At 65.7% G+C, this 17,731-nt stretch carries 15 protein-coding genes; 2 read left to right on the forward strand and 13 right to left on the reverse strand.

Annotated elements, in window-relative coordinates:
* Nucleotides 1–3: 3 nt before the first annotated feature.
* The 13 genes from BN1188_RS19995 to BN1188_RS20055 all read right to left on the reverse strand — a co-directional run bounded on the left by BN1188_RS19995 (nucleotide 4) and on the right by BN1188_RS20055 (nucleotide 15,704).
* Nucleotides 4–972: a methyltransferase gene (locus BN1188_RS19995; RefSeq protein WP_232430950.1), complete on the reverse strand. Its 969-nt coding sequence runs from the start codon at nucleotides 970–972 to the stop codon at nucleotides 4–6.
* Complete coding sequence (locus tag BN1188_RS20000; protein ID WP_040263420.1) at nucleotides 969–2,384, reverse strand: iron-containing redox enzyme family protein; 1,416 nt, start codon at nucleotides 2,382–2,384, stop codon at nucleotides 969–971. The genes BN1188_RS19995 and BN1188_RS20000 overlap by 4 nt, the downstream gene beginning before the upstream one ends.
* Nucleotides 2,385–2,485: 101 nt before the next feature.
* Nucleotides 2,486–3,265, reverse strand: coding sequence for a cyclase family protein (locus tag BN1188_RS20005; protein ID WP_040263422.1), 780 nt, complete (start codon nucleotides 3,263–3,265; stop codon nucleotides 2,486–2,488).
* Nucleotides 3,255–4,247, reverse strand: a complete 993-nt coding sequence (locus BN1188_RS20010) for an NAD-dependent epimerase/dehydratase family protein (protein ID WP_040263424.1) — start codon at nucleotides 4,245–4,247, stop codon at nucleotides 3,255–3,257. Before BN1188_RS20010 ends, BN1188_RS20005 begins: the two co-directional genes overlap by 11 nt.
* Before the next feature lie 9 nt (nucleotides 4,248–4,256).
* Complete coding sequence (locus tag BN1188_RS20015) at nucleotides 4,257–5,234, reverse strand: fumarylacetoacetate hydrolase family protein (protein WP_040263425.1); 978 nt, start codon at nucleotides 5,232–5,234, stop codon at nucleotides 4,257–4,259.
* Entirely contained in the window at nucleotides 5,231–6,463 is a 1,233-nt protein-coding gene (locus BN1188_RS20020; RefSeq protein ID WP_052469410.1) for an MFS transporter, read from the reverse strand. The genes BN1188_RS20015 and BN1188_RS20020 overlap by 4 nt, the downstream gene beginning before the upstream one ends.
* Nucleotides 6,453–8,948: an efflux RND transporter permease subunit gene (locus tag BN1188_RS20025; protein ID WP_052469411.1), complete on the reverse strand. Its 2,496-nt coding sequence runs from the start codon at nucleotides 8,946–8,948 to the stop codon at nucleotides 6,453–6,455. Before BN1188_RS20025 ends, BN1188_RS20020 begins: the two co-directional genes overlap by 11 nt.
* Nucleotides 8,949–8,951: 3 nt before the next feature.
* Nucleotides 8,952–10,004 (reverse strand): WD40/YVTN/BNR-like repeat-containing protein, encoded by a 1,053-nt coding sequence (locus BN1188_RS20030; protein ID WP_084596329.1) that lies wholly within the window; start codon nucleotides 10,002–10,004, stop codon nucleotides 8,952–8,954.
* A 10-nt stretch (nucleotides 10,005–10,014) separates the two neighbouring features.
* On the reverse strand, nucleotides 10,015–11,331 hold the full coding sequence (locus tag BN1188_RS20035; protein WP_408633637.1) for a DUF1329 domain-containing protein: 1,317 nt from the start codon (nucleotides 11,329–11,331) through the stop codon (nucleotides 10,015–10,017).
* 59 nt (nucleotides 11,332–11,390) lie between these two features.
* Nucleotides 11,391–13,076 carry a DUF1302 domain-containing protein gene (locus BN1188_RS20040; protein ID WP_040263429.1) on the reverse strand — a complete coding sequence of 562 codons (1,686 nt, stop codon included), beginning with the start codon at nucleotides 13,074–13,076 and terminating at the stop codon, nucleotides 11,391–11,393.
* A gap of 44 nt (nucleotides 13,077–13,120) precedes the next feature.
* Entirely contained in the window at nucleotides 13,121–14,245 is a 1,125-nt protein-coding gene (locus tag BN1188_RS20045; protein WP_040263431.1) for an FAD-dependent oxidoreductase, read from the reverse strand.
* A gap of 178 nt (nucleotides 14,246–14,423) precedes the next feature.
* Nucleotides 14,424–14,759: a Rieske (2Fe-2S) protein gene (locus tag BN1188_RS20050; RefSeq protein ID WP_040263433.1), complete on the reverse strand. Its 336-nt coding sequence runs from the start codon at nucleotides 14,757–14,759 to the stop codon at nucleotides 14,424–14,426.
* A 3-nt stretch (nucleotides 14,760–14,762) separates the two neighbouring features.
* Nucleotides 14,763–15,704 carry a VOC family protein gene (locus tag BN1188_RS20055; RefSeq protein WP_040263434.1) on the reverse strand — a complete coding sequence of 314 codons (942 nt, stop codon included), beginning with the start codon at nucleotides 15,702–15,704 and terminating at the stop codon, nucleotides 14,763–14,765.
* A gap of 228 nt (nucleotides 15,705–15,932) precedes the next feature.
* Here BN1188_RS20055 and BN1188_RS20060 point away from each other — a divergent pair, with 228 nt between their 5' ends.
* Together BN1188_RS20060 and BN1188_RS20065 are read left to right on the forward strand one after the other, a co-directional pair.
* A complete protein-coding gene (locus BN1188_RS20060; protein ID WP_052469412.1) occupies nucleotides 15,933–17,129 on the forward strand; it encodes an alpha/beta hydrolase family protein in 1,197 nt (398 codons plus the stop codon).
* A 166-nt stretch (nucleotides 17,130–17,295) separates the two neighbouring features.
* Nucleotides 17,296–17,727 carry a hypothetical protein gene (locus BN1188_RS20065; RefSeq protein WP_040263436.1) on the forward strand — a complete coding sequence of 144 codons (432 nt, stop codon included), beginning with the start codon at nucleotides 17,296–17,298 and terminating at the stop codon, nucleotides 17,725–17,727.
* Nucleotides 17,728–17,731 lie beyond the last annotated feature (4 nt).

Raw genomic sequence — 17,731 nt, forward strand, 5'->3', positions numbered from 1 at the left:
AGGCTAGGGCTGGCGGCGGACTTCCAGCAGCACCACGGCGATGCGTTCAGCCTGGGCATAGCCCTCCTGCTCGAGGTCTTCGCCGAAGACGTCCGGATCCAGCTCTTCGTAGCGCCATTGTCCGGGGAAGGCCTCCAGCAGCTGGCGGGCCTGGCCGAGGAAAGGATCTTCGCCTGCCTGGATCGCCACGCCCGTATACAAGAGCAAGGTACCGCCCGGGGCCAGGCGCTGTACCGCTTCGTCGAGGATGCGCAACGAGAGCTGGCTGCCCATCCCTGCCCCGCCGTCCCGGTAGGCGCGCCCTTTGGGGTCTTTCATGTAAGGCGGGTTGGCCACGATCAGGTCGAACTCGCCCTTTAGATCACGCAGCACATCACTGGCGACGGGCGTCAGGTTAGCCGCTCCTGCCAGTCGCGCATTGATCCTGGTCAGGCGCAGCGCGCCGGGGTTGATGTCGGTACCCCACACACTTGCCTGTGGGCAAGCCTTGGCAATCACGAGGGCGCCGGCGCCGCTGCCACAGCCAATGTCTACGGCACGCGCCGGCGGGGTTTCACGAGCCTCCAGATGGGCGCGGATGCAACGGGCGAAACGGTAGGTGTCCGGGCCAAAGAACACCGCGTCGGCCGCCTCGGTCGGATAGCCGGAGTGCAGCAGGCGCAGCTCCCCGAGGCTGGAACAGCGCACCAGGCTACGCCAGTGTCCGGGTGTCTGTTCAGTGATCAACTGCCCGGCACCCAATGTAGCGAACAGGGTGTCGGGCAACCGCTCGGCCGTGAAGGGGCGGTTCCAGCCGAAGATATCGCGCAGGTCCTCGGCGGGCCCGCCACGTCGGTCGAGATTGCGCTGTTGGGTCAAGGGAGTCGGCGTTATGAAGGCATAGCCCGCCTCGGCCAGATAGCTGCCCAGGGTCAAGAGCGCGGCATCAGCATCCGCCTGTTCCACTTCTTCGAGGGCTCTCAACATATTCATCGGCTGATCCCCGCTTCGCCGGCAAGCTCGCGGGCGAACAGGCGGGTGGCATAAAGGCCGCTCGGGGTGGCATGACATTGCGGAGCCAGGAAGGGCAACAAGCGTTCCAGCCGCGATTTGGGCCCCGCCTGGGCCAAGGCTGCCTGTACCTCGGCCCGTTCCTCGACGCTGGGCCCGCCGGCCTGGGCGAGGGAGGTCGCCAGCGGATGCTGGCGGAATTTCAGGCGGAAGGGGTTATCGCTGCCCCGGCGCTGCCCTGCTTCCGGTACATGGCCGTCGGCGATCCAATCGGCCAGCAGTTGCTTCTCGTAGGCACTGAACACCCCGAACATGGCCGCGCCCGGACCGTCGATGAGCTGCCAGAAGCGGCTTTCCGAGGGGTCTGCCTGACGCTTGATCCAGCCCTTGCGCTCCAGTGCCGCCAGGAACGGGCGGATGCCACCCGGCTCGGCGAGCCATTGGTTGACCGTGCGGCCTTCGATCTTGCAGTAGTCGGAATGCATGTGCTGGGCGAAGACTTGCTTGCGTTCAAGCATGGCCACCAGCTCGTCTTCGAGATCGAAGGCGGCGATGGCGGCCGTGGTGCCGGCCCCCAGCTCGTTAAGCTGGTAGCCGGCCCTCACCCTTCGAATGAAGGCTTCGCGGCCGTTCAGCGGAATCAGCTCGCGCAGGCTCTGCGCCGCTTTCTGGGCATGGCCGGTACTGGCATTGTCGATGGTCACGTGCAAGGTGAAATAGTAAGGGTCGATGCCCAGTTCGTTCAGCTCGAACGAGGTGATCAGCAAGTGCAGCGGCAGCTGCTCGTAGCCCAGGTTGAAACCTATCACCTCGGGCAGAAGTTCGTGACCGAGCGCCCCCAGGGCCAGCTGTATGGCGCCCTGCACGTAGTAGCTGTCGTCCAGGTCGCCTTGGGGCTCACACTCCAGGTCGGCGATCAACTTGCGGTAGAGCACCACATGGTTCTGGGCCGGCTCGCCATCGCCCAGTTCCTCAAGGTAGGTGCGGATCAAGCCGTGATAGCGACCGTCGGCCCACTGACGCAAGGTGCCGTACAACCAGGCACCGTCGACCAGCTTGGTAGGCGCCACGGCGCGAAGGAAGAACAGCGCATGGGAGCGGTTGCTGAAGAACCGGCGTGGGGCACCTTCGTGGCGGGCCTTGAGGTAGCTGGCATACTGCTCGGCGACCCTGGCGGCACTTTCACCCACCCAGGCGTCCAGATCGTCAAGATTGTCAGGCAGCCCGCCACCCAACTGCGCGGCCTCCTCGAGCCGTTCGTCCAGGTACTGCCGGGCGGCTTCGAGGCTGTGCGCGCTGGGCTGGCGCATCAGCGCGTTATAAAGGTCCCGGGCCGGCGTGGTGACCGGCACGGGTTGAGACTTCGAGCAGGCAAGGTTTTGCAAGGCAGTCATAAAAGAACAACTCGAATCCGCTTTGTCGTGGAGATTCGAGCCTCGGCACTGTCCGGAAATTCCCTGCCGGCCCGACAATCACGGATGAATGGCTGCGGCCGTCAATCGAAGATGGCCACGGCGCGAACGAAACCGGCGCTGCCCCCCTTGATCTTGTAGGGGAAACAACTGACGGTGAAGCCATGGGGCGGCAACCGGGCCAGGTTGGCGAGTTTTTCCATCTGGCCATAGCCCACGTCCCGCCCCGCCTTGTGCCCTTCCCAGATCAGCGAGGCATCCCCTGTTTCAGCGAAGCGCTGGCGGGTGTAGCTGAAGGGTGCGTCCCAGCTCCAGGCATCGGTGCCGACCACCCGCACGCCTTGTTCCAGCAAGTAGAGAGTGGCCTCCCGTCCAATGCCGACCCCGGCATCCAGGTAGCCCGGCTGACCGAACAGTTCCCCGGCCCGGGTATTGACCAGCACGATGTCCAACGGCTGCAAACGGTATTCGATACGATCGAGCTCGGCCGCCACTTCGGCCGCGGTCACCACATGTCCGTCCGCCAGGGCGCGAAAGTCCAGTTTTACGCCGGGGCGCAGGCACCATTCCAGGGGCAGTTCGTCGATGCCCCAAGCCCGGGCGCCACCGTCCGTGGTGGAAGCGTAATGCCAGGGGGCGTCCATATGGGTACCGCTGTGGGTCGTCATCACCAGCCGCTCGGCCGCCCAGGCCTCGGCGCCTGGCATCTGTTCCAGGGTCAGCCCTGGAAACATGGCGGCCATCTCCGGCCAGCCTTGCTGGTGATCGCTGTACTCGATACGCGGCAGCAAGGGCGGCGGATCGGTGTAGGGATTGTTTTCCAGGGTGACGGAAAGGTCGACGAAACGCCGTTCAGGCTTCATAGGCAAGGTTTCCGGGTAGGACGCGCGGACGCGCAGGAATGGACGACAGGGCATTGCGAACCAAGGCAGCGGCATTCCCATCGTGGTGCAGCCCGAGGGCGCGCGCCTGGGGCGTGCGCAAGGGCGGAAAGGCCCCGAACAGCCGTTCCAGTTCCGGTTCGGGTTGGAAACTCAGCCGCGCCCGTGGCTCATTGCCGAAGCGCGCGGCCAAGGCCGCGACCACTTCGGCTACGGTCAGGCGCAGCACGGGCAATTGCCACACTCGACTGGCCTGGGCCGGCAAGGCGCCGATCTCGGCGGCCCGGATCAGGTTGTCGACACAGCAATGCAAGGACATCCACCAGGCCGACGCTTCGGGCGACACCGGACAGATGAAAGGCCGATTCGCCGCGTAGCTGTGCAACAGCTCGCTCATGAAAGCGGATTTAAGGCCCTGTTGCCCCGATGGACGCGCTACTATGCCCGGCAGGCGCAACGCTCGGCCATCCACCTCGCCACGCCGGGCCAGGTCCTGGACAGCGATTTCCACCATTCGCTTGTGCGCGCCATAGCTGAGCGCCGGTTGTGGCACCGTCTGCTCGTCCATGCGCGACGGCAGGCTGGCGCCATACACCGCCACGCTGCTGGCGAACACCAGCACAGGACAGCCTGCGGCACAGCGCAATTGCTCCAGCAGTTCAAGGCTGGCCAGCAGGTTCACCTGATAGCCCAGTCCATAATCGGTTTCGGCCGCCCCGCCGGCGATGCTGACCAGGTGAAAGACCACGTCGATTCCGTCGGCCAGTATTCTGCGCAGCAGTACGGGGTCCGCTACGCTACCGGCATGCTGACGCACTCGCGCATCGCTGAAGGTCTCGGAAAACTCGGTGTCCAGCAGGCGCAGCAGCGTCAGGCGCTCCCCGCGCAGGTGGCCCTGGCGCAACAGGCGCTGGCTCAGAGCCTGGCCGACGAAGCCACTGGCTCCGGTAATCAGAACACGCATGGTTGCTCCTCAGGCCTGGGCGATGCGCTGCTCGATGGCGCCGAACAGGGTTTCACCCTGCAGCCCACGAGCCTCCATGCGGACGCGGTCGCCGAACTTCATGAACCCCGTACTCGGGGCGCCACTCGTGATCATCTCGATCGCCCTGCGCTCGGCAATACAGGCAGACCCCGCGTCCCGGTTGCGGTTGCTCACCGTGCCGGAGCCGATGAGCGTGCCGGGGCCGAGTCGCCGAGTGAACGCGGCGTGGGCGATCAATTGATCGAAGCCGAAGGTCATCTGGCCGCCGTGAGGCTCGCCGAACCACTGTTCGTTCCAATGCACCTGCAAGGGTAAGTGGACGCGTCCGTCCCGCCAGGCATCGCCCAGTTCGTCAGGGGTCACGGCGAAGGGCGCGAAGGCGGACGACGGCTTGGCCTGGAGAAAGCCGAAACCGGTGGTCATTTCTCGCGGCGCCAGGGCACGCAGGCTCACATCGTTCAATTGCAGGATCAGCTTGACGTGGCCCAGCGCCTGCTCTGCCGGGCAGCCCAGGGGCACTTCGTCGACGAGCACGGCGAACTCCCCTTCGAAGTCGATGCCATGAGCCTGGCTGGGCAAGCGAACGTCGTCATGGGGCCCGAGGAAGTCATCTCCGGCGCCCTGATACATCAGCGGTATCCGATCCGCTCCTTCGATGGGCGGCAGGTTGAAGGCCTTCTGCATCAGCTCGCCATGGCTCATGAAGGCCGAGCCATCGCACCATTGGTAGGCCCTGGGCAGTGGCGCCATGGCCTGATGGGGATCAAAGGTGAAAGCACCCGGGCAGTCGCCACGGGCCAGCCGCGTGGCCAACTCGCGCAGCGCGCCCTCGCAAGCGTCCCAGCTTGCAATCGCCTGTTGCAGCGTGGCGGCCACGGGGTTAGCGTCCACGGCCTGGTTGAGCGAGGTATCGACGATTACCAGCCTTCCGTCCGGGTGGCCGTTCTTCAAGGTAGCAAGTTTCATAGCGGATCCTGTGTCGGGGTGGCGGGCTGGGTGGTTAAGGAGCGGGCCTCGTCAGGCCGGGCCGTGCCAGGCTCGAGCAACCGGCCAAGGCCCAGGCAGGCGGCGCCGATCAGCAACTGGGCCCCAGCGATGATCAGCAATGCACGAGGCAGTTGGTCCAGAGCGCCGCCATTGAGCGCCAGCACGCATAAAGGGCTGGCGAACTCGCCGGCGAATATGGCCGCGGTGAACAGGCCGCTGGCGCGACCGCGCTGGGCAAAGGGCACCCTGGCCATGATGGCGCCGATCAAGGTGGGCAGCAGCATGCCCACCCCCAATCCATTGAGCGTCACAGCCGCGGCTACCGCCGGCTGGCTTGTGGCCAGAGCCAGCCAGGCGCCGCCACTGCCGGCACAGATGAAGGCCAGCACCAGCGCCCGTCGGGTACGCTGGCCGAGCCAGCGGTAGCCAAGGGCGCCGGCGACGACCCCTAGCTGGTTCGCCGCCATGGTGGCGCCGATCGCCGCGGGGTCTTCGATCCCGAGCAGGCCCAGGCGGAAACCACCCTGGATGGGCACGATGAACAGGCTCACGCCGGCAATGACCGCCAGCCCATAGAAGCCCTGCAATCCGGACCAGGCATTGCCCACGCGCTCCTCCGGCCTGGCCAGGGTCGATGGCTTGGGCTCCCAGAGCAACCGCCAGACCAAGGGCAGGAACAGCAGGCCGCAGGCATAGAGCCAGAAAGGCGCGCGCCAGTCCTGGGCGCCGAGCACGCCGCCCAGGCCCATGAAGATCGCTGCGGAAAGCGACGTGGCGACCATTTGCAGGGCGAACAGGCGCTGCCGCCGGGGGCCGCTGTAATAATCGCCCATGAGCGTGGTGCAGGCGGTCATGATGGCCGCTTCGGCCAGGCCGATGCCGGCGCGGCTGGCGATGATTGCGCCCAGCGAGGGCAGCCACAAGGGGAGCAGCCCGCACAGGCTATAGAGCGCCAGGGCCAGGCAGAGCAAGGGCTTGCGCCCCACCCGGTCGGCCATGATCCCGGCGAAGGGCGCCAGCAAGGCCACCACGAGGGCTGGCAAGGTCAGGCTCAGCGGCACCAGCACGGCGGCCCCCGGGACCTCGGCAAAATGCGCCTGCATCCGTGGCAGTACCGGTGCCAGCAGTACGGCGCCCAGTACAGGCAGGCAACTGCCCAGCAGCAAGAGAGTGGCTTGGGGCCAACGGGCCGTGGGTTCAGCCTTCATGGCGGGCCTCCAGGGTCTGAGGTGGGAGGGCATGGCCCGGCGCACGCCGCGCGCGGGCATTCGAAGGGGAAGGAACGGTCGCGGCCTGGGACGCGGCGCTGGTACGCGCGCCCGGCAACAGGAAGCAGGCCAGGGCCGGCAACAACACCAGGGCACCGACCATGTTCCAGAGGAACATGAAGGCCAGCAGCACGCCCATGTCTGCCTGGAACTTGATGGGCGAGAAGATCCAGGTGCCGACGGCTACCGCCAGGGTGACGCCGGTGAGCATCACCACCCGGCCGGTAAAGCGCAGGGCGCGCTGGTAGGCCTGGGAAAGGCTGGCGCCCTGGCGCATCTCGGCGAGGACTATGGTCATCACATAGAGGGCGTAGTCCACGCCTATGCCCACGCCCAGCGCAATTACCGGGAGGGTCGCTACCTTGATGCCAATGCCAAGGCCCACCATCAGCGCTTCGCACAGTACCGAGGTCAGGGCCAGGGGCAACACGGCACACACTACCGCTCGCCACGAGCGGAAAGTCACCAGGCACAGTAGCACCACGGCGCCGTAGACCCACCAGAGCATCTCCCGGCTGGCCTGTTGCACCACGATGTTGGTAGCCGCCTCGATGCCTGCGTTACCTGCCGCCAGCAGGAAACGGGCCTGCTCGCTGTCGTTTTCCCGGGCGAACCGCTGCACGCTGGCCACCACCCGGGCCAGGGTGTCGGCCTTGTGGTCAGTGAGGTAGGCGTACAGGGTGAGCAGGCTGCAATCCTCGTTGTACAGGCCGCGCGGCGCGCCCGCGGTCACCATGTTCAAGGTGGCCTGGTTGTTCACCAGCTCGTACCACTTGGGATTGCCTTCCGAGAGGCCCACCAGCACCCGCCGATTGAGCAAGGCCAGCGAATTGGTGGAATCCACCCCTTCCAGGCTCCGCAATTGCCAATCCAGGCGGTCTACCCGGCGCAAGGTGTCGTAATTGGCGCAGCCCCCGGGGGGCGTGCTCACCATCACCGCGAACAGGTCGCTGCTGGCGCCATAGTGAGCGCTCAGGTAGCGGCTGTCCTGGTTGTAGCGAGAGTCCGCACGCAACTCTGGCGCGCCTGCGTCCAGGTCGCCGACTTTCAGGTGCAGGCTGGCCCAGTAGCCACCTACCGCCATGAGGGCTGAGATGCCTACCACCGCCTTGGCAGGACCCGGCCGGGTAAAGCGATCCAGAACGGCCCAGAGCCCGGCAGGCGGGGCCGTATCGCCCTCCTCCCCCCCACATTCCCCGCGCAGGCTGCGCTGGGCGGCCCTGGCGCTTACGCCAAGGTAGGAAAGCAGAATCGGCAGAAGGATAAGGTTGGTGAAGATCAGCACCGCCACGCCCAGGCTGGCGATCAACGCCAGGTCCTGGATTACCTGGATCTTGATCAGCATCAATACGGCAAAGCCCACCGCGTCGCACAAGAGCGCGGTGAGCCCCGCCAGGAAGAGCCGGCGGAAGGTATAGCGCGCCGCGACCAGCCGATGCATGCCCCGGCCCACGTCCTGCATGATGCCGTTCATTTTCTGCGCGCCATGGCTGATGCCGATGGCGAAGACCAGAAAGGGCACCAGCACCGAGTACGGGTCCAACTCGAAGCCCAGCAGCGGCAGCAATCCCAGCTGCCAGACCACGGCTACCAGGGAGCAGCAGAGCACCAGCAGGGTGCTGCGCAAGCAGCGGGTATAGGCCCACAGCACCCCGGCGGTAATGACGATGGCGGCGGCAAAGAACGCCAGAATCTGTGCCAGCCCATCGATCAGGTCTCCGACCACCTTGGCGAAGCCGGTGATGCGGATCTCGATATGCTCGCTTTGGTATTTGGCGCGCAGGGCCTCCAGCTGGGTGGCGAAGGCGTGGTAGTCCAACGGCTTGCCATCGGCGGTGCTTGCCAGCAAGGGAAGGTACACCAGGCTGGAGCGCTGATCGAAGGCAACCAGTTGGCCGATCTCGTTGGAGCGCTGCACGTTCTGCCGCAGTGCCGCCAGGCTGGCGGCGCCACCGTCGTAGCCGTCAGGAATCACCGGGCCGCCTTCCAGGCCTTCTTCGGTGACACCAACCCAGCGCACCGCGGGCGTCCACAATGAACGCATGTAGGCGCGATCCACGCCTGGCAACAGGTAAAGCTCATCGCTGAGCTTCTGCAGCACGGCCAGGTAGGCCGGGTCGTAGATATCTGCGTCCCGGTTGGCCACGCTGATGCGCACAGCGTTGCCCAGGCCGCTCAACTCCTGGCGGTGGGCCAGGTACTGGGTGATGAACGGATGTCCGGCCGGGATCATTTTCTCGAAGCTGGCGTTAAGGGTGAGGCGGGTCGCCTGCCAGCCCAGCGCGGCGGTGACCAGCAGGCAAAGCACCAGTACCAGGCGGCGGTGGTTGAACAGGGCGCGTTCCAGCCAGGCACCAGAGGCTGGGTCGAAGTCTTCCAGGCGGCCGCCTTGGGTGCCGTTGCCGGCGTGGGTATGGCTGAGCATCGCTTACTCCGCGGAAGTTGTGGGGTTGGCCGGTAGCGCCAGGCGGCGAGGTCCGGCGAAGCCGACCGCGACCAGGGCGCCGTCACCCGCCAGGGTGGCCGCGGTCAGCGGCGCTCCAGGCGCGACAGGCACCGGTATGGCCGCTCCGTTGCCATTGACCCGCAACAGGTTGCCGGCCTGGTTGATGACCAGGGTGCTGCCTGCCGCCGTCAGGGCAGCGTTGATGGAAATGGGCAGCGGGTTTTCCAGGCTCTGGAACCGGGCTGCGTGCGGGTCGTAAGCCAACAGGCTGCCACGCAGGCCGGCCAGGAGCAGGCGCCCGTCCGACAATGGCTGGAGCGCGAAGAAACTGCCGTCATAAGGCGCCTGCAACGCCTCGAAGTGGCCGCCCTCGTCGCTGGAACGCAGGAACAGCCCTTGTTCCCCAGCCAGATAGAGCTCCGCGCCCCGGCGCGCTACCGCGTAGAGGTGCAGGCCCTGGGGGTTTGGCAGGCGCCCCATCCAGGACTGCCAGGTGGCGCCGCCATCCACGGTGGCCATGGCCAGGCCGTAGGCCCCTACCACCAGACCATGGCGGGCATCCCGAAAATCTACTGCCAGCCAGGGTTTATCGGCGCCATCGGCCACCAGCCGCTTGGCGGACTCGACCCGCGCCTCGTCTCCCGCGGCGCGGGCGGCGTCCAATTCCCGCTGCGCCGCCTCGCCGCCGCTGAGCTGCAGAGCCCAGTGCTCGCCACCATCCTCGCTGTGCAAGACCACGCCGGCATGCCCGACTGCCCAGCCGCGCCGGGCATCGATGAAACGCACCGCGGTCAGGGTATTGCCTACCGGTACGCTCACCTGCCGCCAGCCAACGCCGTTATCATCCGAAAGCAGCACGGTGCCGCGCTCGCCCACGGCGACAAGCCGGTCACCGGCACGGGTGATGTCCAACAGCACCCCATGTAGCCCCGGCGCAGCCTGGGCCGGAATCTGCGCTTCGCTGGCTCGCGCAGTGGCTGCCCAAGGCAAGCTGGCCAGGCCCACGACCATGATCAGCCTACCGATCAAACCCATGCAGGCCATCTCAGCGCACGCCTTCGCCGGCCAGGGCATCCGGGGTGAAGACGCTGTCCTTGTAGGCATTGACGACCCGGTATTGCTCGCTCTTCCCGGCGAAGATGTCCCCGGTAAACCAGGCGCCGGAGAGCAAATCGTAGAAGCCGTTGGTGAGGGTTACCACGCCGGGCAGGTCTGGCAACACCACGGGCGTGGTCCACAACGCCTTGGCAAGCTGGTTCTGGGCGTCGTAGCGCTCGCCGAGCACGGCGGCCCAGGTGTCCTCGTCCAGGTAGTAGGTGCTGCGCGGCATCACATGGCGCTTGCCGGACTTGAGGGTGGCTTCCACCACCCACACCCGGTGCAGCTCCCAACGCAGGTCGGCCGGGTCCAGATGATGGTCGGCCAGCAGGTCGGTGGGGTTGGCCACCGTGAATACCTTGTTGGCGTTGTAGGGGATGTACAGCTCCTTCTTGCCCACCAGCTTCCAGTCGAAGCGGTCAAGGCGCCCGTTGAACACATAGAGCTCATCGAAACTCATCACCCCGGCGGTGGCAGGCGTCGGCGTGTCGCAGCAGGCGTTGGGCAGGCGGCGTACCCGACGCTGGCCTGGCAGGTAGGTCCAGACCCCGGCGTTGTCGGCGTTAAGGTTCTCGCGCCCGGTGATGGCCTCGCCCGCGCGCAGGGGCGGGCCATCGTTGATCATGCGGATCGTCCAGAAAGTGCCGTCCTGCTTGCCGCCGTCGGGCAGGTACCAGGGCATCTGCATGTCAGCCCGGGAATCATTGGTCAGCACATGCTTGCCATCGGCGGTGGTCAGGTATTGGGTGAAATTGGCGTGCCAGGAGGCGCCACGCCAGCGCAACAGGTGGTTCCACATTACCTCCACCCCGGCCTTGGGGATCGGAAAGGGAATGCCGCCCTGGGCGTTCTCCGGCATGGCACCGGCCGAGCCTTCAACCAGCCTGGCCCGGGTAGCGTTGGCATAGGTGGCGTCATACACCGCCTGGGGCGCGGCCGCGGTACGGTGCGTGGGGTAGACATTGAGCCGGTAGCTGTCCGGATACTTCTTGAGCATGGCCTTGGTGCCCTCGGACAGCCTGTCCGCGTACTGGGCCATGTTCTGGGCGCTGATGGTGAACAGGGGCTTTTCACTGGCGAAGGGGTCGCTGCGCTTGCCCTCCCCGCCACCGGCCTGCGTCAGGCCACCGTTCCAGGCCGGGATGCTGCCGTCGGCGTTGCCGGCGCGCTCGCCGCCCAAGGGCGTAAGGGTGGTCTTGAGGGTATCGGCTTCGGCCGCGCTGACCGCGGCCTGGGCAGGGCCAACCAGGCTGAGGGCGCCCATCAAGGCGAAAGACAGGGCACTGAGGCGATGACGGAGGTTCATGGACGGTCCTCTTGTTTTTAGAAGGTGCGGCTGACACTGAAGGCAAGGAAATCGCGGTCGATCAGGCTTTGCTCGAAGGTGTAGTTGCTGCTGGCATCCAGGAAGGTGTCGCTGCGGCCGTAGTAGTGGGTGTAGGTCAGCCCCAGGTTCCAGGTATTGAGGTAGTTGCCCTTGATGCCGATGTTGAGGTCGCCCCCGCGGTTGGCGCCGAAGCCGGTGCCCAGGGCCATCGAGGCGCCATGGGTGTAGCTGGCGCCCACGGGCACGCTGATGTCCCAGCCGGGAAACGCCTGCCGGTACATGGGCTCGTAGACGGTACGCAGGCTCCAGGCGTCGCGGTCGGCGTTCGGATCTACCGCATCGGCGTTGCGGGTCACGCTCAACACTCGGTTCCAGGCCAGCTCCCCGACGAAGCTGGCTTCCTGGGACACGAACGAAGGGCCCAGGCTGGCCAGCCAGGACAGGTTGGCGTGCAGCGTGCGGCCAGTGGCGTAGACGGCTTCGTCGGCATCGTTGGACGCGTCTTCGCCATCGACCAGCGCGTGCTGCAGGGTGGAGGCCAGGGGCTGGTGCCAGCGGGTGGAAAGCTCGCCGGCCACGTTGAACTGGTCCAGGGTGGTGGAGAAGCTGGCGCCCACGGCTTCGATCCCTTCCGGGTAGACCCATTGATACTGGCCGGCGTAGCCACTGACAGGGTCCAGGTGAGCGAAATCCGGGCGCACCACCAGTTGTGGGCTCTTGTCATGGAAGCGTATGGCGTAGATACCGTAATCGAAGTTCTCGGTACGCCAGCGCAGTTGCAGGCCGCCCTGCCCTGAATCCTTGGCTTGTTGGGTGCTACCCCGGTAGAACGCCAAGGGCTGGCCGCCGGGGAAGAGCGCGTCACCCACGAACAGCCGCTGGTTGCCGTCAGCGAAGAAATCGTCCGTCGAGAAATAGCTGCCCGAGGCGGGCAAGCGGTTGGCTTCCCATTCGAACTGGTAATAGGCGCCGAGGCTGACGTCCGGGGTCAGCTGCAATTGACCGGACACTTGCTTGACCGGCCGAATCAGCTCCTTGAACTGGGTATTGGGCACCGACAGGCCCTTGACCACATCCACCGGCGCCATGCCGCCGGCAATGCCGTTCATCCCGTAGAACAGGCTTTCGCCCCATTGCATCGCGTACTGGCCCAGGCGAGCGGACGCCGGCATGTCGCCCAGGTCGCCCTTGGCGAAGACAAAGGCGTCCAGCAGCTCTGCCTTGCGCCCGTGCAAGGTGCGGGTAGCCTCGGGAAAATCATCACCGTCCAGGCTGTTGTTGCGGCCGGCGGCGTTGTTGTCGGTATTGCGGTTATAGACCTCGTCGTACCAGGCGGCGCCGCTGATGCGTGCCCCCACGTTCTGGTACGTGATGTCCATTTCCGAGAGCAGGTCGACCCGGCTGGAGATCAGGCCCTTGTCGAAGTTGCGATCACCGTCGTCCAGGTTCAGCGCCGCGCTGCCTTCGGTCAGACCGCTGCTCTGCCCTTCGGTGCGCCAGGCGGCGCTGTACTTGAGGGTGTTGTCCCAGCGAATGCGCAGGTCCGGATTGCCGCTATCGAACTCGAAAGCCATTGTCGGGCCGGCGACACTCACCAGGGCGGCGGCAAGGGTCAGGGCCGGGGTACGGACGCGGCGCGCCCCGGCCCCATGCGGCGAAAGCCGTGAGGTACGAACGATCATGGTGTTCCCTCTCTAATTGTTCTTGTAGGGCTTGGAAAACGAACTCAGATGGGTTCGGCGGTACGTGCCAGCATCCCTTTCACCAGACCGATGCGGTCGAAGCCATGGTCCCGGGCGATTTCCTTGTCTCCTGCCAGGATCGACTGCTCGCTGATGAACTTGCAGCGCTCGAAGCGTCGCGCCATGAACCTTTGCAGCTGGTCCGCCAGGCTGCCGCCGCGGCTCAGTTCTTCGCCCAGCACCACCGCGTCTTCGATTGCCATCCCGGCGCCCTGGCCCAGGTGCGGGGTAGTGGCATGGGCGGCATCACCGATCAGCAGGACCCTGCCCTGGTACCAGGGCTCGTCCACGAACACCACCTCCATGGGCTTGTACACCACCTGGGCGCTGTCCTGGATCTGCTCGCGCAACTCACCGATCAGGCCACCAAAGCCCGCCAGACGAGCGCGCATCTGTTCAGCGAGCGTGCCAGGCTCCATCCAGGGGTTGTCCGGCTCGTGAGAGGTGAGGAACAGGTACATCAGGTCGCCGGCCAGGGGCACCAGTCCAGCATTGCCCGCGGCGCTCTGGAAGTTCGCCAGGTGGTCGATATGGGGCGCGCGAGGGAAGTTGTGGCGCCACACCGCCTGGCCGGTGAAGCGCGGCTGGTAGCGGTCACCGAACAACAGGCCGCGGATCTGTGAATAGAGGCCGTCGGCGCCGACCACCAGGTCATAGCGGCCCTGGCTGCCATCGGTGAAGCCTACATCGACGCCTTCGCCGTCCTGCTCCAGGCTTTGCACCGCCAGGCCCAGGCGAATGCGCGCGCCAAGGGCCGCGGCGGTGTCGCTGAGCACATGGTGCAGGGCCAGGCGAGAAATGCCCACGTTGGCCGGGTATTCCGGGCCGGCCAGGCGCTGCCCGGGGATGCGCGCCAGGGTCTGGCCCTGAGGCCCGTAGATGGCGACATCTTCGAAGGCATAGGCGGCGCCCAGGTAGGCATCGAGCACCCCCAGCCGGGCCATCTCACGAACCACATTGCTCTGCTGGATAATGCCCACGCCATACACAGTCCACTGCGGCTTGAGCTCGATCAGGTCTACATCCAGGCCTTGGCGTCGCAAGGATATCGCGGCACAGAGGCCGCCGATCCCACCGCCCACGATCAGCACCTTGTTCACTGGTTTCATGCTTGGACTCGCTTGTTCTTATTGTTTGTCTTGGGCGCCAGCGCTCGCAGGGCTCAGGTCAGCTGGGCTGATCGGCATTACGGCGTATCGGGCACCGATTTGACTAATCGCGTGTGGGGATGGGATGTATCGCCACAGGCGATACCTCACCTGCACGCTTTACCTCGCTGGCGCGCTTTCAACCTTCCAGCCAGACCGCGGCGTCCTCCACCCTGTATGGCAAGGCGCTCAGGTGCTCGTCCAGGCAAGGCCCATACACGCAGCGCCCATTGGCCGGATCGAAGCGCGCCCCGTGGGCGTAGCAGATGATCCAGGCACCGTCGGCGGACAGATAACGGTCCTTGCGATATTCCAGCGGCACGTCCAGGTGAGGGCAGCTGTTGCGATACACCTTCACCTGCCCCTGATGCAGCAAGGCGAATACCTGGTCGTGGCCGACGCCCCAGGGGTCGAACCCCCGGGATACGCCTTCGCCCAGGTCGGCGAGCGCACACAGGCGTGTCAGGCTCGCCACGGCTCAACCCCGCTTCGGTGGCGGCCCGCTCGGTGCCCACTTTTCCCGATGGGCGAACAGGAACAGTTGAGAGTTGTCGGCCGACATGGGCGCCAGCCGTGCCGCCCAGGCGTCGTCATGCTTGTCCATGTCGGCGTCGTATTCGATATGGCAGCCCAGGGGGCTGTTGAAATACCAGAACCAGTTGGAACCGAACAAATGGCGTCCCGGGCCCCAGAAGCTGGTCCAGCCCTGGGCGGCGAAGCGCTGGCCGGCCAGCAGCACCTCGGTGCCGCTGCCCATGTGGAAGGTGAAGTGCTCGCAGCCTTTCATGTGCGGTGGCGTCTGGATCATGAACAGGCAGTGGTGGTCATCCGAGCCGGCCGGGCGCATGAAGGGTCCTACCCCTTCGAAGGTATCGGTGATCCGAAAGCCCAGGCGCTCGGTGTAGAAGGCCGCGCCCTTGGCCGAATCCGGCACGAAATACACCACATGCGACAGAGTACGCGGGCGCGCTGCCATGTCCGGGCTGATCCCCACCTGGTTGAGCGGCCGTTGCGGTGCGCTGCCCGGGGCATTGGTCAGGTCCGCCGGGGCGTCGAACGGGCGCCTGCGGGTGAGCTGGAAACCGATATGGAAGCCCAGGTCGTCCACGCTGTGCAGGCCGCCCTCGGCGTCACGGGTCACCGCGCGATCCCGGGCCAGTTCATCTTCAATGGCCGCCAGGTCCTCGACGCTTTGCACCGAGTAGAGGGTTTCGCGCAGCGACGGCGCCGGCCCCATGGCGGGCGGCAGGCTGGGGTCGTCGGCGCGCCGCAGAATGATCGCGGTGCCGTCTAGGGCTTCGAACCGCCCGCCATGGGCGTCCAGCTCCACCGGTTCCAGGCCGTAATCCTTCAGGCAGTCGGTACAGGCCTGCAGGTCGTCGACGCCGAACACCAGCGCTTCAAGGCCGATGATATTCATGGGTACCACTCCGTTCTTGTCATTGGATATCGGCCTGGGCCGAGTGGGACCAGAGCCTGAAGCGTCGAGGAGCGGGTGACCAATCGTGTGTCGGGATAGGAGCTATCGGCGAGCGAGATAGCTCACCTAGTGGATAGCGCGATACCTGCCATCCCCACATTCGATTGGCCGTCGGCCCCGCTGGCTGATTAGGGTGCCGCCAGGTTTGAACCCACAAGGACAACAAGCATGTTCAAGTACTTCCCCACCAACTATGTCTGGAACCTCTCGGTGGACCTGGCCATCGAGATGGGCGCCCGCATGGGCGAGATCGAAGAGATGTGCGCACCCTTGCAGGAAGCCGCCAAGCAGCCCGACAAGGCCGGCACCGAAGCCTTCCGCGAGACCTGGGCCAAGATGGCCGACAAGCTGTGCGGCCTGGCCGAGGAAGACGAAGCCGCCGGGCGGATGTTGTCGGCCGGGGAAAAATACAACCGCGCCGCCACTTATTACCTGACCTGCGAGCGACTCCAGGCCCATGGCGCGCCGGGCCGCGCCGAGCTCTACCGGCGCTTCCTGACCACCTTCGCCCGAGGCGTGGACTTGTCACAGGAAAACTGCGAGCGGGTGGAGATCCCCTACGAGGGCGCCCACCTGTCCGGCCTGCTGGTGCGCGCCGAAGGCGTCAGCGGGCCAGCGCCCTTGCTGGTCCAGGTCAACGGACTGGATTCGACCAAGGAGATGAAATACCGGGTGGGCCTGCCGGCCTGGCTGGCCAAGCGCGGGGTGTCTTCATTGATCATCGACCAGCCCGGCACTGGCGAGGCCCTGAGGCTGCACAACCTGACCGCGCGCTTCGACAGCGAGCATTGGGCCAGCCGCGTGGTGGACTGGCTGGAAACTCGCCCGGACGTGGACCCCAAGCGTATCGGGATGGAAGGCGTTTCCCTGGGTGGCTACTACTGCCCGCGAGCCGTGGCCTTCGAACCGCGCTTCGCCTGTGGCGTGGTGTGGGGTGCCAACCATGACTGGCGGGACGTGCAGAAGCGTCGCCTGGAAAAGGAAGGTGACTTCCCCGTGCCTCATTACTGGGCTCATGTGCGCTGGGTATGGGGCGCCAAGGACATGGACGAATTCATGACCATCGCCGAGCAGGTACACCTGGACGGCATCCTGGACCGTATCCAGGTGCCCTTCCTGGTCACCCACGGGTCCAAGGATTCGCAGATCCCGCTCAAGTGGGCCCATCGCACCTACGAACAACTGGTCAACAGCCCGCGGCGGGAGCTGAAGATCTTCACCGAGCGCGAGGGTGGAGTGCAGCATTCCAGCTTCGACAACAGCATCAATGCCGGGCATTACATCGCTGATTGGGTGGCCGAGGTGCTGGGGCACGCTGCGTTAGCGTTACTCGAGGTTTCGCCTTTGCGGCGTCCCTGCCATTGAGCAAGGCTCGCCAGCTCCGCTAGCGCCCACCGGTGGGCCAGCGGCAGCTGACGAACCGGCCTTCCGAGACCGCACATCGACCCACTACATCCCCTTCGGCCCTTACAGCCTTCGAACAGCTCTGCTAAGGTGCCCGGCCCATACCCACACCCCTGCGGAGGCCTTTTTGTCCACCCTCGAGAAACTCACCGCCGACCTCTTCGAAGTGGACAAGCGCCTGTCCCTCAAGCCTGTGGTCGATTTCAACGCCTACCTGCGCGAAGCCTTCGGTGAGGGTGCTTGCTCTTGTGTCCGGTGCGGCCAGGCCGGTGGAGACGAAACAGGCTACAGCCACCGGCACACCTTCGTCTTCCCGGATGGCCAAGGCCACCGGCGCTTCGCCAATACCACCGCCAGCGACGTGCTGCTGGCGTTGAAGAAAGCCTGGCTGTCCTACACTAAGCAAGAGCTGCCCCTTAGCGGCACCCTGGACCTGGCGGCGGTGCAAGGCTTTGTCGAATCCGAGTTGCACCCGCGCCTGCTCCCCTTGTTGACCGCCAGCGGCCTGGTACGCGAGCACGAGGGTGCCTGGTTGCTACAAAAGCCGGTCGAGGCCTGAAGCC

Source organism: Pseudomonas massiliensis, from assembly GCF_000826105.1.
GTDB classification, from domain to species: Bacteria; Pseudomonadota; Gammaproteobacteria; order Pseudomonadales; family Pseudomonadaceae; genus Aquipseudomonas; species Aquipseudomonas massiliensis.

Excerpts from the sequence above, each read along its gene's own strand:
- BN1188_RS20010 (WP_040263424.1), bottom strand. The coding sequence starts at position 4,247 with ATGCGTGTTCTGATTACCGGAGCCAGTGGCTTCGTCGGCCAGGCTCTG.
- BN1188_RS19995 (WP_232430950.1), bottom strand. The coding sequence starts at position 972 with ATGAATATGTTGAGAGCCCTCGAAGAAGTGGAACAGGCGGATGCTGAT.
- BN1188_RS20025 (WP_052469411.1), bottom strand. The coding sequence starts at position 8,948 with ATGCTCAGCCATACCCACGCCGGCAACGGCACCCAAGGCGGCCGCCTG.
- BN1188_RS20055 (WP_040263434.1), bottom strand. The coding sequence starts at position 15,704 with ATGAATATCATCGGCCTTGAAGCGCTGGTGTTCGGCGTCGACGACCTG.
- BN1188_RS20030 (WP_084596329.1), bottom strand. The coding sequence starts at position 10,004 with ATGGGTTTGATCGGTAGGCTGATCATGGTCGTGGGCCTGGCCAGCTTG.
- BN1188_RS20015 (WP_040263425.1), bottom strand. The coding sequence starts at position 5,234 with ATGAAACTTGCTACCTTGAAGAACGGCCACCCGGACGGAAGGCTGGTA.
- BN1188_RS20000 (WP_040263420.1), bottom strand. The coding sequence starts at position 2,384 with ATGACTGCCTTGCAAAACCTTGCCTGCTCGAAGTCTCAACCCGTGCCG.
- BN1188_RS20020 (WP_052469410.1), bottom strand. The coding sequence starts at position 6,463 with ATGAAGGCTGAACCCACGGCCCGTTGGCCCCAAGCCACTCTCTTGCTG.
- BN1188_RS20040 (WP_040263429.1), bottom strand. The coding sequence starts at position 13,076 with ATGATCGTTCGTACCTCACGGCTTTCGCCGCATGGGGCCGGGGCGCGC.
- BN1188_RS20045 (WP_040263431.1), bottom strand. The coding sequence starts at position 14,245 with ATGAAACCAGTGAACAAGGTGCTGATCGTGGGCGGTGGGATCGGCGGC.
- BN1188_RS20005 (WP_040263422.1), bottom strand. The coding sequence starts at position 3,265 with ATGAAGCCTGAACGGCGTTTCGTCGACCTTTCCGTCACCCTGGAAAAC.
- BN1188_RS20060 (WP_052469412.1), top strand. The coding sequence starts at position 15,933 with ATGTTCAAGTACTTCCCCACCAACTATGTCTGGAACCTCTCGGTGGAC.
- BN1188_RS20035 (WP_408633637.1), bottom strand. The coding sequence starts at position 11,331 with ATGGGCGCCCTCAGCCTGGTTGGCCCTGCCCAGGCCGCGGTCAGCGCG.